This is a genomic window from Altererythrobacter sp. Root672 (assembly GCF_001427865.1).
Classification (GTDB): domain Bacteria; phylum Pseudomonadota; class Alphaproteobacteria; order Sphingomonadales; family Sphingomonadaceae; genus Croceibacterium_A.
Genome location: NZ_LMHH01000002.1, coordinates 557,954 through 571,780 on the forward strand (window position 1 = coordinate 557,954; position 13,827 = coordinate 571,780).

Genomic DNA, 13,827 nt, shown 5'->3' on the forward strand with positions numbered 1-13,827 from the left:
CATGAAAACTCAGCCAGCCTTCGTCCCCTGGATCACCGCTTGGAGTGGGGAGGAAGGCCCGTACATCGCCCCCTATCTCATCGAAGGGATGCCTCTGATCACTCAACGGTCGCAACCGGGCAAAGGCGACCCGCTCTGGAAACGCAAAAACCTGGCCAGATCCCGGCTTGCCGCGCTCGAAATGATCTGCGGCGTTTGCGGGCAACCAACGGGCCTGGATCGTTGGCAATTCCACATGGGCCACTGGATTGGCGGGAATTACTCTTTCGCTGAAGCGCCCGTGCACGAGGCCTGCGCCTTAAAGGCTTTGAAATTGTGCCCCGTACTCAAGACACGTGCCGAGTTGCCCAGCAGAGTTCCCGCAGACATGGTTTTCGATGCCAAATTGGCCTTGGGAACGCCGGCAGAAGTGAAGGCCAAGTTTGGGCTGGAGCGCAGCGGGTTGGTGACTGATGCGCCTTTCGTTTGCGGCGCTGTTGTCACTCTGCCCGCGGCAGAGGTCCGCCGACTCTGCTCGCAGCCTCGTATCAAGTTGGATCGCCCATGAGTGCGCCATCCGATATCGATCCGAAGGCGCTCAATGTCGAACCCCGTAAGCGCCGCCGACCGAAGTTGCGCAACCGCCCCGAACCTAGGCCCACCCTCAAGTCCAAGCAGGGAGCCACGGAAAAGCGCCTCAACGCGATGCCTCTCTCCCCTGGCGTCATGCTCGAACCGACCGAGGACGGTTGGCTGCAAACCTCGCCGCACAATGATCTGGACCTATGGGAGGCCCAGTTACACGTCGCACTTGGGACGCGATCAACGTCTCTGGTCAGAGTGTTTATCGCTCAGCTCAAGAACCTGTGCCGGCGAGATTGGGATGAAGATCTCCAGCGATGGAAGTGGAACGAGACCGAGCTGAACGCGGCGCTGGCACTGGTCGCGGACGTTCGGCCCAGGAACGCTACTGAAGCCGCGTTAGCTGCGCAGATGGTTGCCGTGCACGTCCTGCAGATGAACCTCGCCATGGACGCCTTCAACAGCGGCGGGATGGTGATGGAGAAGGAAGCGGCGCTGGTAAGCAAACTAGCGCGCACCTTCACGATGCAGCTGGAAACGCTCCGGTCCTTACGCGGCGGCAAGCGGCCGACCGTGCGCCAGTCGATCAAGGTCACACGCGAGACCCACTACCACAAACACGAGCACCTCCATGACCATAGGGGGGTGCAGGAATTGGAAGAGCAACCTCATGAGCAACATGCCGAAGCAATTACAGTCCGCCCCGCGTTGCCAAGCCCGAACGAAGGCGGGGAGGTCGTGCCGCTGCCCCGCCGTAACCGGAAAGCGAGTGTGTAAGACGCACGGCGGGTTGAGCCCCGGCGCACCGAAGGGTGAGGCCAACGGCAACTGGAAGAACGGTCGGTACACCAACGAGGCGATCGCATTGCGCAGAGCTGCGAGCGAACTGCTGCGGGAGTTGCGCAATGGAGCCTAGGGACCTCAACAGCATCGCGGCTGACATTGAAGCACGGATCGTAGAACTGGAACTGGAGAAGGCTGCCGTTCCTCGATCCGAGCGCCGGCCGATCAATCAACGGCTGCACATGCTTCGGGGAGTACTGGACTGGGCGAAGTCACGGCAGAGCTATCAGCCTCTGTCCTGATCTTCCGCTGTTTCCATCTCAGAGGCATCCTTCACCGCGTCGCCCAGCCAATCAGCGAACTGGTTGAGTTTGTGACGGCGAACAGGTTCCGCTGACTCGGCCTGCTTCCTCATCAAATCGACCAAAGTCTTTGCCCACGGACGCTCTCCTTCAAGACCTTGGGCAAAGCCCCCGTGCCCGTACCGCGAAAGCAGGGTCTGATAGATTCGGGATTGAGCGCTTGCAGTTTGCCGCTGCACTGCCGCCAAGAAATCCTCGAGCGGAATTTTTGACAGTACAGGCCCTTCGATCAATACGGATTGTTCACCGCCTGTCCCAACTAGGCGGCGGCAAAAGAGATCGGGATCGGTATCGATCTCTTGCATAAGTTGATCCGCGCGAGCCGGTAGCAAATCAGTAGCGGCCAGCTCCCGCTCGCAACGCAGGTAATCATAGATTTCCCGGTAGTGGGTAGTGCCAGTCTCGGTGATCCCAAGCCCGCCCCACGCGGCATGTCTGATGTCTTCGAAGAATTGGGCGGAGGTTAGCGGTGGTAGCCTACCCGTGTTTCGGAGGGCGTCGATGTAGCCCTTCGCCTGCGCAACGACCTCGTCCCGGCTTGCCACAATCAACCCTGCGTCGCTGAGCTTTAGCAGCAGTCCAAATACGTGAAGTATCTCGCCTGGCTCGATATAATGGAGTTCGTTTAGCTCGGAGGCGAGCCTTTGGATCGCCACGCTGACAGCTTCGTCTTCGCGGTCGAGGCGATGCCAAAGTGTTCGCCAAGAAGGTTCGTCCTCAACGCTAACAAACCACGAGCTTGCTTCGAGATCGCGCTGAATCAAATTCGCGTCCACGACACCCCGAACAAGGAGCTCCTCTAACAGCTCGTCCGACAAGGTTGTGGAATGCAGGTCAACGCCCGCGTAGCGGTCGCAGGCATCCTTGAAAGCTGAAGGTTCCCCGTTACGCATCGACGAGGCGATCCAGCTGCTGATGCGATCGCTCAGCTCGGCCTTACCGATGCGGCCGAGCTTAATTTCGAAGGAAAGTGCGAAAAGCAACTGAAGGACATGCAGCATCGCATGCGCGTTCTCGCGGTGCTTCTCCTCAATCGCGCCGTAGAACCGTTCGTAGTCCCAAATAGTTTGCTTCAACACACGCAGGTTGCTGACATCGCCCTGATCGTAGAGCTCGACAACATAGTCTGCGACCGTGGTTAGATAGTTACGGGCGTCTCCATCACCGATATTCGCAAGGAAGGCAGCCAGGGCGCTTCGAACTGATGATTTCGCTTCCAGCGTCTGCCCGATGAGCTTCTCTCGCTTGCTCCTGTAGCCCGGGGTTTTCTCCAGCTCGATTTCATTGGCGACGAGTACAACGCGGCAGCCCGCGTGTTCAACGAATTGGTTGATGTAGCCGAAGATGGCATCGGACGACATGGATGAACGCTCGACGTCGTCGAAGATGTAAATGGATCCGGTAGTTCGACTGACGAAATCTTGCAGTGAAAGTGGGTTCTCGAGGCCGCCGAACTTTAGGCCGGCGTTTACAGCACGGCCCACTACCTTAGCCGCTTTCGAGCCGAGGATCGGATGTGTCTCTGCAAAGATTGAGCCGTCGATTTCTCCGGGTGAAGCAACGCCGTACAAGCTCACATAGATGTATGACTTTTCCTCGGGAAACTGCTCGGCCAAAATATTCTTGATCAAGAACGTCTTGCCGATGCCCCAGGGGCCACGAACCATAACAGCGTATCCTGGCGGCTGCGTGAGCGCGAGGTAATCACGCAAGTAGCCGCGGATGTGGTTGTTCGGATCTTCAATGTCAGCCATCGCTGCCCTCAAGTGTTGGATATCGCATCAGTCGTAGGCTGCTGCCATCGAGATAAGGATTATCAGACTGCTTTCGTCATGGAGCACCAACTAGAGCTTCATCTCGACTACGCGGCGTGAGGCCGTTACAAGATAATTGGGGGCGATTGGGGGGTAACAATGAAAAAGCTGACTTTGTGCTGCATGGCCTTAGCGCTTGCGCTTCCGGCGCAGGCCCAGAATATCGATCCAGCACCACCCGCGCCAGTTCCGACATATGCGCAGCTGATCACAATGGACGTACCGGTCACAGCTGGCGATATCACCGATCGACCCTACCGTGTAGTTGGTGAAATCACTGCAGAGGTGCGCCGCGCAACTGTGTTCAGCAAGAACGCGTCCGAGGCGAAGGTCTACCGCGAGCTGTGGGAACGTGCCGAAAAGCTGGGAGCTGATGCCGTAGTGAATGCGAGTTACGGCGACGCCCGAGTGGTTGCACTTAGCTGGGGCTCGCGCCGTGCGACTGGTCAGGCGATCAAGTTCCTTACCGATGCGGAGATCGTCGCAAGGGGCACTCAGTGATGGACATCCTGGAGCACATGGACGCGCTGTTCGAAAGCGCCGTTGAACAGGGGCAGAAACCCGAAAACTGGCTCATCCGCGAACAGGATTGGCTTGCTATCGGTGAACGCTACAACGCCAATACCCTGCCTGATCCGAGCTTGGTGACGCCCCGAACCTACCGCGGTGTGCCAGTCCAATTCACGAATCTCAGAGAAGCGGAGATCGTTGGCATCGACGTGGCGCTGGCCGACCCGGTCATCGCGACAAAGTAACTCGACCAACCTCCGTCCGAAGAGAACCCCGGTCAGTGCGTGATTGCGTGCCATGCTTTTCGCGTCCGATCGATCCAGGTTAAGGTCTCTGGTTTCTCATGGGCTAAGACAGGATCGGGCGCGTCGTGCCTGTTGGAGCGACAACGCGGCGCGCCTACTGCCACGTGGCCGTCTACTGCGGATCGATCGCATTGATCGAGGTTAAGGCCCGCTCGCCTACACACATTATATTCGGACTGGGCGCGCCGCAGCCTGACCCGACTCGCCTGGCGCGCCCACCAGCCTGATCACCTTCAATCTTCGGGCTGCTCCCACGCAACGATCCACTTCGGTTTCTGAGGCCTCGCCAGTGGCTCCGCCGTGATGCGGGCTTTCCGCTCCCCGCACTCTCCGCAGCGCATTCTTCGCTCGATGCCAGTGATGTCCTTCTTCCCTCGAACTTCCATCGAGAGCACCGCAGGGTCGGCAATGACGACGTGCTTGCAGGACTGGCACTCCACACGGAGGTGGAAGCCCTTGCGGGCAAAGTCGCTGAGCGAATCGAGGCGGTGTCGAACCATCCACCCAAGTGGAACAGATGCAGAACACCCGCAAGCATCGCTCTGTTACGATCAGGCGCCTGACACTGTCTTATCGGGGCCAGACGAAACGAACTTGCAGGAGGCTCAAGTCTACCGCATCCTTGAGATTGGGGGGAATCATGCGTGCAGTTCGAGATAGCTAACGCGCGGCACGCAGCCATTGATTGGTCCTGGCGGGATCAGATGGCGTGACGGCTCACTACAATCGGCAGAGCGTGAGCGACTTGCGCGCAGGGTTACCATTGCGTCCCTTCAACCCCTTGTTTACCTCGGCTGGTATACAAATATGTTGACATGGACCGACCTCGAAGCCCTAGTACAGGACGGCCACCTCATACTTTGGGATCCGCGCAAACATGGGAAGGTACTACCAAACGGAAGAGCGCTCTATATGGTCCCAGCGGTCTTCGATGCGATACTCAATGGCCCTTGGCCCGGCACAATGCCGGGTGACCGCCTCTCACTCGCCCGCGAACGTAAAATGGCCATGCGCCAAGTACTTGAGCGTTATGTGATTGGTGGGCACCTAAACCTTGAGAGAGATATTGCTGAGCTCGGATCAAAGATCCTCCGTCCGGAGCACCGTGGATTTTGGCAGTTCCGGTCTCAGGGTCCTTGGGTCGAGACCAGGCTTTTCGGTTTCTTCGCTCGGCCTGGGGCATTTGTCGCCACTGACTTTGCGGCACGTGACGCCGTTGGAGACTATCGGGTTCGCTACAGCAGTTCCTCGGCGACATGGGCGGCATTGGCTGGGAGCATTCCATTCATGATGGGCCCATATCCAGTCGAGACGCCGGAACATTTACAGAGTTACCTCGATAGGGACGACGATGCATAAAGATGAAATAGTCATTGCAGAGTTGCCGCCGCTCGATGACGACGAGCGCGACGACGCGTGCTACCGCGGACGCGACAGAGCATGGGCTACGCTTGTCCGTCTATTTGACCAGTACAACCGCGAGCAAGGCCTCACGTATGAGGCTCTGGGAAAACGTATCAGGCGGTCACGCTCTCAAGTACAACGCTGGCTTAGCTCATCCTTCAACATGAATTTGAAATCGCTAGGTCTGTTAGCGGAAGGCCTGGACGCCGAACTAATCATCGAAGTTCGAGCGCGAGTACACGATGAAGATCGGGGCAACTACTGTCACCCTCAAGAGGCGGCGCGAGCGCTAGTAGCTCAACGCATATTTGCGACTGCCGCCACAAGTGCGTCCACAACGTTAGTTCATCTTGAGGTGGATCACGGCACTGTCTCAACACCGACCTCAATTAAGGTTCGGGACATGCAGGTACACGCTCATGCCGATGCTTAAGCGTCCGAAGGTCAGTAACGTCATCTTGTGCGACGACATACGCACTGAGAATAACAATAAACTGATCTTGATCGGCGTTTACACCGCAGACGTTCTTACACAGAATTTCCCGGTGAATATGAAGCTGGCCACGTACTTCACTGTTGAGGGAGCGCCTATCGGACAGCATGAGTTTGAAGTCCGCTTAATCTCAACGGGGAGCACGAGCGGTATTTCGGGTACCGTCGAGGTGGGAAATCCTAACGATCCTATAATCGTCATTACGCCACCGGTACCGGTCGTTTTCCAAAAGGCGGGAAAACTCAAAGTCGATTTTCGAATAGCCGAAAGCGGTTGGCTCAAAGTCATGACAAAAGAAGTTCGCGCGGGCGTCCTCCCACGACCGGAAGCTCTGCCCTAACAAGGATCCAGGATAGATCTCGGCTGGCGCATTGCTCGCGCCCAACTCGACGGCGTTGAAGAGGTTCGCCACCTCGGCCGTCGTCTTGGTCATGCGGTAGAGGTTGCACATGACGTGTCAACTGGCCCGAAAGCGGCCCGTCTGCAAACGACCCATTGCGGACCTTACAGGTTTCGTGCTCTCTGCTGTCGGGGAGGTAGGCATTATGGGCCTGTTCTTCGCGTTATCGCCGCTGGTATTGGCCGTCGGAACACCTGCATCCATGCCTTGCGCGCCAATTCCTGGCTGGGAACAAGTAGTCGCCAAGCAGGAAGTCCGTTGGATCGTGATTGGCGAGATTCATGGCACAAATGAGATACCGGCGGCGTTCGTTGATGCTGTGTGCTTGACATCAATCACGCGCCCTTTGGTTGTGGCGTTGGAACAGTCGTCATCAGATCAGGTCGCTATCGACGAATTTATTCGATCCGACGGTAGCGCCGAGGCGACCCAGCGATTTCGCAGCGCGGCGATGTGGAACATGCCGATTAAAGACGGTCGCTCGAGCGAGGCCTATTTTCGCCTGTTCAGGACGCTTCGACAAATGAGTAGCGAGGGTCGAATTATTTCAGTGGTCGCGTTCCAGCCCTCTGCCTTCTCTGAGCGACCAACCCCAGCGAAATACGAAGAGGCAATGGCCGAACTATTGAAAGGCGCTGCCGCTGGCGATGCGACGGTGATCGCGCTCGTGGGCAATCTTCACGCGATGTTGGACGAAACTCCCTGGGAACCGAAGTATCTCGCCATGGCCGCTCATCTACCGCGAGAGGCGACTGTGACCCTTAATACGGTGTCCGACGGCGGCGAAACTTGGACCTGCCAGGGACAGCCGATCAAATGCGGCCCCTATCTCACTGCGCCGAACGGCATCACTCGTTCGCGGCGCGTCGAACTCGGATCCGATGACTCCAGCTATTCGGGAGTCTTCTATCTTGGAACTTCCACAACGGCGTCTTCGGCAGAGATTAGCCCGCCACCGGCCCTCATCGCGGAGCCGGCTTCAGAAACTGATGACCCTGAACAGACGCGGATCACCGCCATCGTCAGGCCGGTCGCCGAAGCCATCGCCGCAGAACAGGCGAGGCAGAGCCACCTGCCGCCGCCTGCCTCGATACGCGAGCAACTCGAACGTATGGGGCGGCTCGATCAGGTGGGGCGGCATGCAATAGTGAAAATCGACTTTGGGCGGCTATCGATCGAGGACAGGCGCAGGGTGAATGCCGCTATCGGGGACGCGATCGAGCCGATTGATCAAGCGAATGTCGAAGCGCTGCTCGAGATTATGCCCGAAGAAGGTTGGTTTACGATCAGCGAGTTTGGCCCGGAGGCGTCTGAAGCCGCATTTCACATCGTGCAGCACAGTGACTTAGCCTTGAGGAAGAGAGTGCTGCCGAGGCTCGAGCCGCTCGCGAAGAGCGGCGATATTGATGGCAGTGACTACGCGTCCATGTTCGATAGGGTTGCCATAGGCGAAGGTCGCCCTCAGCGGTATGGAACGCAGTTTCGCTGTCGTGATGGAAGGCAGGAAAGCTACCCGATTGAAGACATCGGACAAGCAGAAGAGCTGCGCCGATCGCTGAACTTTCAACAGAGCTTGGCGGAGTCCCTGGCAATGCAGGTGGGAAGACCTTGCGGCGGCGGCAACTGAGCAATCATCGATTTTGGCCAAGCCCAAAAATTGAAGGTCCGCTTGCCACCCATCCTGGTCATTCGGACCGGCAAAAGCGCAAATCGACATTCCCTCCAAAGCGGACAGGCCGCAAACGACCCATTGCGGTCGTTGTGTCTCACGGGCATCTGATGTGGATGCTTCGAGTGCACGGCCATGCTGCGTCTATAAATGTTCGCAAGGTCCGGTGGCTCTGCGCCGAGCTTGGCCTGCAGTATCAGTTGATCGAGCGGGGGGCTTGCTGAGTGAGTATTTCCTACCAAGTTGAAACGATCACCGCTCATCAGTTTGTCGACATACTCGCCCGCTCGGGGCTTGGTGCAAGACGGCCCGTTGAAGATTTGCCCCGTCTGCAGAGAATGCTGGACGGTGCTGACCTGGTCATCACGGCAAGGGAGTCAGCAACAGGCAAGATCGTCGGAGTGGCAAGGTCGCTCACCGACTGGTCCTACGCTTGCTACCTCGCGGACCTGGCGGTCGACGTCTCTTATCAGCGAAAGGGCATCGGGGCGAAAATGATCGAGTTGACCCGCGAGCACGCTGGAGATGAGAGCTTCTGCCTGCTCATCTCCGCGCCGGAAGCCGTCGACTTCTACCGAGCAATTGGCATGCCGCCGGCCGACAGGGCATTTATGTATCCGCGTCTGAAATGAAGGCCACGAATCGCCGCTTTCCACCCATGTCGGTCATTCCGACCGGGCTGAGGACAAATCGGCGCTCGCTCCAAAGCAGCCAATCTGCAAACGACCCATTGCGGTCACCGGAGCTATTCCAGATCCCCTAAGCAGTTGTTGACATCAGTCGCCCGTCACTCGTGGTCACCCTACTTTTTGCCACTGCGTAAGAAACGCGCCCCTGCCTGCTACTAAGGGAATGAGGTGGGGAATGTTGAACAGCGAACGAAACCAGATTTTCGAGGAGTGGGTCGAAAGACACCAAGCTACCCTGTTAAAGGTGGCGCGGGTCTATGGATCAACTCACTCTGACCGCGAGGATCTCTTTCAAGAGATCGCTCTACAGGTGTGGCATTCGGTTGATGCCTTCCGGGGAGATAGCGCCCCCTCCACGTGGATCTATCGCGTCGCACTCAACACGGCCCTCACATGGACCAGGACGCAGGCAAAGCACGAACGCGGCAGACAAGACTTCGAGGAGACGGCGACCTCGCTGATTGCACCGGCCAGCGGGGATCCGCGTCTCGACTGGATTTACGGGCGAATCGCTGAGCTCGATGAGGTCAATCGCTCGCTCGCCCTGCTGATGCTGGATGGATTCAGCTACCGCGAAATGTCCGACATCCTGGGCCTTAGCGAAAACAACGTCGGGGTGAAAATCAACCGCATCAAGGCGGCGTTTGCTGCCCGGCTCGCAAAGGAGGAGTCCGATGAACTTTGACCAGATGCTGGAGACCTGGAAGGCGCAGGACGAAAAGCCACTCTACGGCGTCAACCGCGAGCTGCTCCAACTCGTGATCACGCACGAGCAGGCGGATCTACGTCGCAAGCTTAGGAAGGAGCAATGGACCGCCTACATCATGGGCTCTGTCATGGCGCTCGTCGCCGCTCTCTCCCTGTGGGCGTTTATCTATTACCGCGGGCCGGTACTGGAAACGGCAGCGGCAGCTCTCGGCATTACCACGTTCGTCGCTTGGGTGGCGGCCATGTGGATTAGTCGGCGTCGCCAGGCACGGCGAGAGCGCCAGTTCGACAATACCCTGCGCGACGAGATTGGCCGCAATCTCTCACTACTCGACTATCGCCTTTCGCTTACAGGCCGTTGGATCGGTATTCTGTGGGCCATGCCCATCGTTGTGGGGGTAGTGCTGTTCCTGTGGTTCAGCGCCGCGATCAACACCGACACGGACCCTTGGTTTAGCGTCTGGATGATTGTCGTCCTAATTGTGATCGTCGTGACATCCGCCCGAAAGATGAGCGAACAGACCAAGCGCGAGCTTGAACCGCGCCGTCAACGACTGCGCGAACTGCTCGACGGCCTTGAGGGCTAGTGAGAACGTCGCCAAACGTCCGCTTTCCACCCATTGCGGACGTCAGGTGGCTCCGGTGACTGACCCGTAAGCAGACCTTCCGCTTTGCGGCTAGACGAATTGCCGCGCCCACGGCCGAGATGGGTGGAAAGCGGACATAGCTCTTCGCTAGTGATTGTGGTCGGCAAGCGGTGACTGCACCTTGCCGACCAGCGCCATTGCGTGCTCTTTCGAAAGGCCCAGCAAGTTGCCAATCTCGTCGGTGGAAATGGTGGGCCGTTCCTTGAGAAGGTCTTCCACAGCCCACTGGAGGCTGCCCGCCATCGGATCGAAGAACCTCGGCGGATTGCTCAACTTGCGGCCAGTGCTGAGCAAGTCCTCATAGGTCTGCAACTGGGGCGGCCAGTGACCCAGCCTTGCATCAGCCAGGGCGGCCTCATCGATCCGTTGGAAGTAGAACTCATCGTAAATGCGGTCGTCCTGCGCGATGAGCCAAACGGTTGCACAGCAGCGGCATTTAGAGATGTAAAGCCACCACTTTTCCGGGCCAAATTCGACAAGCTGGTCGAGTGTGTCGAATACCTTTTCGAAATAGAAATCCCCTCCCATGGGAATGGCGGCGGCATCGCGGATGGCAGGGCATTCGCATTCCTTCTGCGACCCCAAGGCGAGCGCGAGCGATTTGCGCAGCTTCCATACCTCGTCCCGGTTCGAGTAATCGCCGGATTCAAGGGCCCAGTGCAGTTCCTCGCCTATTGGCTCTTCCAGCCCATTTTGAGCCAGAAGCCACTCTTCAAACTTCCGTGCAGGCAGATCACCTCGCGAAAAAGCCCATAGTTGAGAAAGCTGGTCGTCGGTCATCGCGCTGACGGTTAGACGCTACCGGGCGATGACCGCAATGGGTCGTTTGCAGACGGTCCGCTTTGGAGGGGGCGTCAATTTACGCTTTTACTGCTTGAAATGACCGGGATGAGTGGAAAGCGGACGTCGCACCGACGCAGGTCATCGCCGCATTGTCTGTGAGCGAGAGAAGGGGCACTACCCGCTCGGGACCCGTTCAGGGAAGGTCGAGCGATGTCATTCCATTCGTTGGAAGCGGATCGATTTTGGGCCAGGCAGTGCCTCGGCTTTCACATTCAGGCGCGCCCGCTTTCGGTAACGGCTAAGAACTTGGTGGCCCTGCAGCGACGGCTCCTCGCGGCATCACCAGTGACTCTCCTGCCAATTCCAGCCAACGCGCTCCATATATCGGTTTTTACCTTGGTGTCGGCGCACTCCCAAGAGCGATCAAAAGAAGAACTCTGGACGACCATCCGCAAGGCGATGAGCAAGGAAATGGTGGCGCTTGCCTATGCCAAGGAGCCAATCCCGGTAACGTTCCGGCGATTGGCATTTACACCTAAAGCGGTAATCGTTGCGACGGAGGATCAACCAGAGCCCTTCCGCACCCTGCGAGTTCACTTAGGCGCACTACTGCGGTCCCTGGACCTGCACGCCCCCCGAGTACGATCAAACTCACGTCACGATAGCCCGTTTCGCACAGTCGATGGATGTGGATCGCGAGCTATTGAGCTCAATCGAACGATCATTTGTGACCCTGGACGGTGTCTTCAAAAACATCGGGATTGTGCGCGAGCGGCAATACCCCTCACTTCTGATCGACGAACTCCAATGACCGCAAATGGGTGGAAAGCGGACGTTCCTGGAATCCCTACGAAGATTGCTCGGAGAAAACCAACAAGGGCAGATCAAGCGGCTCGTAGGCAAAGCCAAGTATCGACACGGCGGCGGTGACCTGGCCCCGATGATGAGTGGCGTGATTGAACACGTGAAGCAGCGCCACGGGCATGGGCAGCGCCCGTTTCTGCCCGGTGGTCATGGTGTAATGAAGATCACCGGCGAGCGCATTTTCGCTCAGATCGTCGATGAACGCGGGCCATCGCGAGGCTGAGGTAACCAGGCGAGAAGCGAGAACTGCCCGATCGCTCTCGAGCTCGGCATCGAGGGACGGAAGCGCCGAAGCGCACCCCGAAAACCTGGGAAACCAGATCTCGCTATCGGTCAGTAGCAGGTGGTTCAGGGTGCCGTGGATCGACTCGAAGAAGAGGCCGCACTGTTGCCGGTAGATGGCCTCGGGAAGAGACTCGATCGACATCAGTAGACGCTCTGTCGCCCAGCAATGGTACCGAGCCATTTGAGCAACCTGACTTTTCGCCGAGACCGTCATCGCTTCCCCCCCTTGTCCGCCTACAGGAACCGCGAATGACCGCAATGGGTGGAAAGCGGAAATGACAGGTTACACGAAGATAGCGAAATAGGCGGACCTTCCCGGCATCTCCTGCGTCACAGCATGCCAATGTTATGCAGCCATTGTTCGACTTGCCCCGGCCACTGCGTAGTGATCGGATCGTCTGTCGGCCGCATCCCGAATGCATGACCGCCATTTGCATAGATGCGNATGTTATGCAGCCATTGTTCGACTTGCCCCGGCCACTGCGTAGTGATCGGATCGTCTGTCGGCCGCATCCCGAATGCATGACCGCCATTTGCATAGATGCGCACGTCTACGGGAACGCCCGCCTCCCCCAACGCCAGAGCATAAGCCATCGCGTGCCGGACATCGTCGACCGGATCGTTCATGGCGTGAATCAAAAGCGTCGGCGGAGCTTTCGCACTGATCTGAACCCATGGGGCGAGTCGGAGATCGGTCTTTGCATTACTCGTGTCCCAAAGACGTCCCGTATATGCCAGGATGGCGAAGTCAGGCCGCGAGGACTGYCGATCGGCGGCGTCGGCGGGCATGTAGGTACGCTGCTCGATATTGCTCATGTCTGCCGCCAGATACGCACCAGCAGAAAACCCGATCACACCAATTTTGCTCGGATCGATGCCGTAGTGTGACGCACGTTGCCGCAGCAGCCCCATCGCGCGCTGCGCGTCCTGCAACGCCAGCAAGATCTCTGGTCGCCGACGGACGCCCGTTTCTTCGTCCTTGGGCCATTCCTGAGGTGCCCGGTACTTGAGGATGACGCACGTCATACCCTGCTGCACCGCCCAATCGCAGATTTCGGTGCCTTCGAGATCCATCGCCRCAGCGGCAAACCCGCCGCCCGGCAGGACGACCATCGTGGTTCCGGAACCTTGTTCCTTCGGCCGATATATCGTCATGGTCGGTCGGCTGACATGGCCGGCCCAGTGCCATTTCCGTCCGGCCACAAGGTTTGAGCCGTTGCCAGTTTCTTCAGGATGATCGCCGGTGTCGGGTTTGGCGAGTTCGGCATCTTCTGGCCAAAGCGGGATTTGGACACCGCCGGCAACCGGCTGCCATACCCCTTGCCGCGAGATTTTTTCAATCGACGCCGACGAACTGTTGGTGTCGCCGGGTTGCCCCCCTTCGGTCTGGGCAACATCCACAACGGGCACGTCATAGGCATTCGAACAACCGCTCAAGGCAAGAAGGAGCGGAATTGAAAAGGCCAATCGACGCAGCATCCCGTCAACTTACCTGCCGTCCGCTTCTCGGCAAGCCTGAGACAGCCGTAAACGTCCGTAATGGGTCGCTA

14 protein-coding genes and 1 pseudogene are annotated in these 13,827 nt (G+C 58.1%); 10 read left to right on the forward strand and 5 right to left on the reverse strand.

Going from position 1 to position 13,827, the window contains the following annotated elements:
- Position 1 precedes the first annotated feature (1 nt).
- From ASD76_RS14000 to ASD76_RS18860, 3 genes are read left to right on the forward strand one after another with little or no spacing between them, the layout of a single operon-like run.
- Complete coding sequence (locus ASD76_RS14000; protein WP_055924137.1) at positions 2 to 547, forward strand: hypothetical protein; 546 nt, start codon at positions 2 to 4, stop codon at positions 545 to 547.
- The gene (locus tag ASD76_RS18360) at positions 544 to 1,338 is read left to right on the forward strand and encodes a hypothetical protein (RefSeq protein ID WP_055924140.1); all 795 of its coding nucleotides are present in this window, start codon (positions 544 to 546) and stop codon (positions 1,336 to 1,338) included. The genes ASD76_RS14000 and ASD76_RS18360 overlap by 4 nt, the downstream gene beginning before the upstream one ends.
- Positions 1,241 to 1,477 (forward strand): HGGxSTG domain-containing protein, encoded by a 237-nt coding sequence (locus ASD76_RS18860; RefSeq protein WP_414826691.1) that lies wholly within the window; start codon positions 1,241 to 1,243, stop codon positions 1,475 to 1,477. Before ASD76_RS18360 ends, ASD76_RS18860 begins: the two co-directional genes overlap by 98 nt.
- A gap of 153 nt (positions 1,478 to 1,630) precedes the next feature.
- Here the strand turns inward: ASD76_RS18860 and ASD76_RS14010 are convergent, their stop codons facing one another.
- A complete protein-coding gene (locus tag ASD76_RS14010; RefSeq protein ID WP_055924143.1) occupies positions 1,631 to 3,460 on the reverse strand; it encodes a P-loop NTPase fold protein in 1,830 nt (609 codons plus the stop codon).
- A gap of 159 nt (positions 3,461 to 3,619) precedes the next feature.
- Here ASD76_RS14010 and ASD76_RS14015 point away from each other — a divergent pair, with 159 nt between their 5' ends.
- Positions 3,620 to 4,021: a hypothetical protein gene (locus ASD76_RS14015; RefSeq protein WP_055924146.1), complete on the forward strand. Its 402-nt coding sequence runs from the start codon at positions 3,620 to 3,622 to the stop codon at positions 4,019 to 4,021.
- Entirely contained in the window at positions 4,021 to 4,275 is a 255-nt protein-coding gene (locus tag ASD76_RS14020) for a hypothetical protein (protein WP_055924149.1), read from the forward strand. The genes ASD76_RS14015 and ASD76_RS14020 overlap by 1 nt, the downstream gene beginning before the upstream one ends.
- 293 nt (positions 4,276 to 4,568) lie before the next feature.
- Here the strand turns inward: ASD76_RS14020 and ASD76_RS14025 are convergent, their stop codons facing one another.
- The gene (locus ASD76_RS14025) at positions 4,569 to 4,835 is read right to left on the reverse strand and encodes a hypothetical protein (RefSeq protein ID WP_055924152.1); all 267 of its coding nucleotides are present in this window, start codon (positions 4,833 to 4,835) and stop codon (positions 4,569 to 4,571) included.
- A gap of 1,329 nt (positions 4,836 to 6,164) precedes the next feature.
- Here ASD76_RS14025 and ASD76_RS18865 point away from each other — a divergent pair.
- The 5 genes from ASD76_RS18865 to ASD76_RS14055 all read left to right on the forward strand — a co-directional run bounded on the left by ASD76_RS18865 (position 6,165) and on the right by ASD76_RS14055 (position 10,285).
- The gene (locus ASD76_RS18865) at positions 6,165 to 6,572 is read left to right on the forward strand and encodes a DUF6941 family protein (RefSeq protein ID WP_414826693.1); all 408 of its coding nucleotides are present in this window, start codon (positions 6,165 to 6,167) and stop codon (positions 6,570 to 6,572) included.
- Positions 6,573 to 6,777: 205 nt separating this feature from the next.
- Positions 6,778 to 8,259 carry a DUF6624 domain-containing protein gene (locus ASD76_RS14040; RefSeq protein ID WP_156457730.1) on the forward strand — a complete coding sequence of 494 codons (1,482 nt, stop codon included), beginning with the start codon at positions 6,778 to 6,780 and terminating at the stop codon, positions 8,257 to 8,259.
- Between the two features lie 266 nt (positions 8,260 to 8,525).
- Positions 8,526 to 8,933, forward strand: a complete 408-nt coding sequence (locus ASD76_RS14045; RefSeq protein WP_055924162.1) for a GNAT family N-acetyltransferase — start codon at positions 8,526 to 8,528, stop codon at positions 8,931 to 8,933.
- Between the two features lie 232 nt (positions 8,934 to 9,165).
- On the forward strand, positions 9,166 to 9,675 hold the full coding sequence (locus tag ASD76_RS14050; protein ID WP_055924165.1) for an RNA polymerase sigma factor: 510 nt from the start codon (positions 9,166 to 9,168) through the stop codon (positions 9,673 to 9,675).
- A complete protein-coding gene (locus tag ASD76_RS14055; RefSeq protein WP_055924168.1) occupies positions 9,665 to 10,285 on the forward strand; it encodes a hypothetical protein in 621 nt (206 codons plus the stop codon). Before ASD76_RS14050 ends, ASD76_RS14055 begins: the two co-directional genes overlap by 11 nt.
- Positions 10,286 to 10,432: 147 nt before the next feature.
- Here the strand turns inward: ASD76_RS14055 and ASD76_RS14060 are convergent, their stop codons facing one another.
- The 3 genes and pseudogenes from ASD76_RS14060 to ASD76_RS18805 all read right to left on the reverse strand — a co-directional run.
- Positions 10,433 to 11,125, reverse strand: a complete 693-nt coding sequence (locus ASD76_RS14060) for a hypothetical protein (protein WP_055924171.1) — start codon at positions 11,123 to 11,125, stop codon at positions 10,433 to 10,435.
- Positions 11,126 to 11,975: 850 nt separating this feature from the next.
- A complete protein-coding gene (locus ASD76_RS14065; RefSeq protein ID WP_055924175.1) occupies positions 11,976 to 12,491 on the reverse strand; it encodes a DinB family protein in 516 nt (171 codons plus the stop codon).
- Positions 12,492 to 12,722: 231 nt separating this feature from the next.
- Positions 12,723 to 13,756 (reverse strand): annotated as a pseudogene (locus ASD76_RS18805) (alpha/beta hydrolase); the annotation flags it as partial.
- Between the last annotated feature and the right edge of the window lie 71 nt (positions 13,757 to 13,827).

Bases quoted from the DNA above. Each gene is read 5' to 3' on its own strand.
- ASD76_RS14000 (WP_055924137.1), top strand. From the start codon at position 2: ATGAAAACTCAGCCAGCCTTCGTCCCCTGGATCACCGCTTGGAGTGGG.
- ASD76_RS18360 (WP_055924140.1), top strand. From the start codon at position 544: ATGAGTGCGCCATCCGATATCGATCCGAAGGCGCTCAATGTCGAACCC.
- ASD76_RS18860 (WP_414826691.1), top strand. From the start codon at position 1,241: ATGCCGAAGCAATTACAGTCCGCCCCGCGTTGCCAAGCCCGAACGAAG.
- ASD76_RS14010 (WP_055924143.1), bottom strand. From the start codon at position 3,460: ATGGCTGACATTGAAGATCCGAACAACCACATCCGCGGCTACTTGCGT.
- ASD76_RS14015 (WP_055924146.1), top strand. From the start codon at position 3,620: ATGAAAAAGCTGACTTTGTGCTGCATGGCCTTAGCGCTTGCGCTTCCG.
- ASD76_RS14020 (WP_055924149.1), top strand. From the start codon at position 4,021: ATGGACATCCTGGAGCACATGGACGCGCTGTTCGAAAGCGCCGTTGAA.
- ASD76_RS14025 (WP_055924152.1), bottom strand. From the start codon at position 4,835: ATGGTTCGACACCGCCTCGATTCGCTCAGCGACTTTGCCCGCAAGGGC.
- ASD76_RS18865 (WP_414826693.1), top strand. From the start codon at position 6,165: ATGCTTAAGCGTCCGAAGGTCAGTAACGTCATCTTGTGCGACGACATA.
- ASD76_RS14040 (WP_156457730.1), top strand. From the start codon at position 6,778: ATGGGCCTGTTCTTCGCGTTATCGCCGCTGGTATTGGCCGTCGGAACA.
- ASD76_RS14050 (WP_055924165.1), top strand. From the start codon at position 9,166: ATGTTGAACAGCGAACGAAACCAGATTTTCGAGGAGTGGGTCGAAAGA.
- ASD76_RS14055 (WP_055924168.1), top strand. From the start codon at position 9,665: ATGAACTTTGACCAGATGCTGGAGACCTGGAAGGCGCAGGACGAAAAG.
- ASD76_RS14060 (WP_055924171.1), bottom strand. From the start codon at position 11,125: ATGACCGACGACCAGCTTTCTCAACTATGGGCTTTTTCGCGAGGTGAT.
- ASD76_RS14065 (WP_055924175.1), bottom strand. From the start codon at position 12,491: ATGACGGTCTCGGCGAAAAGTCAGGTTGCTCAAATGGCTCGGTACCAT.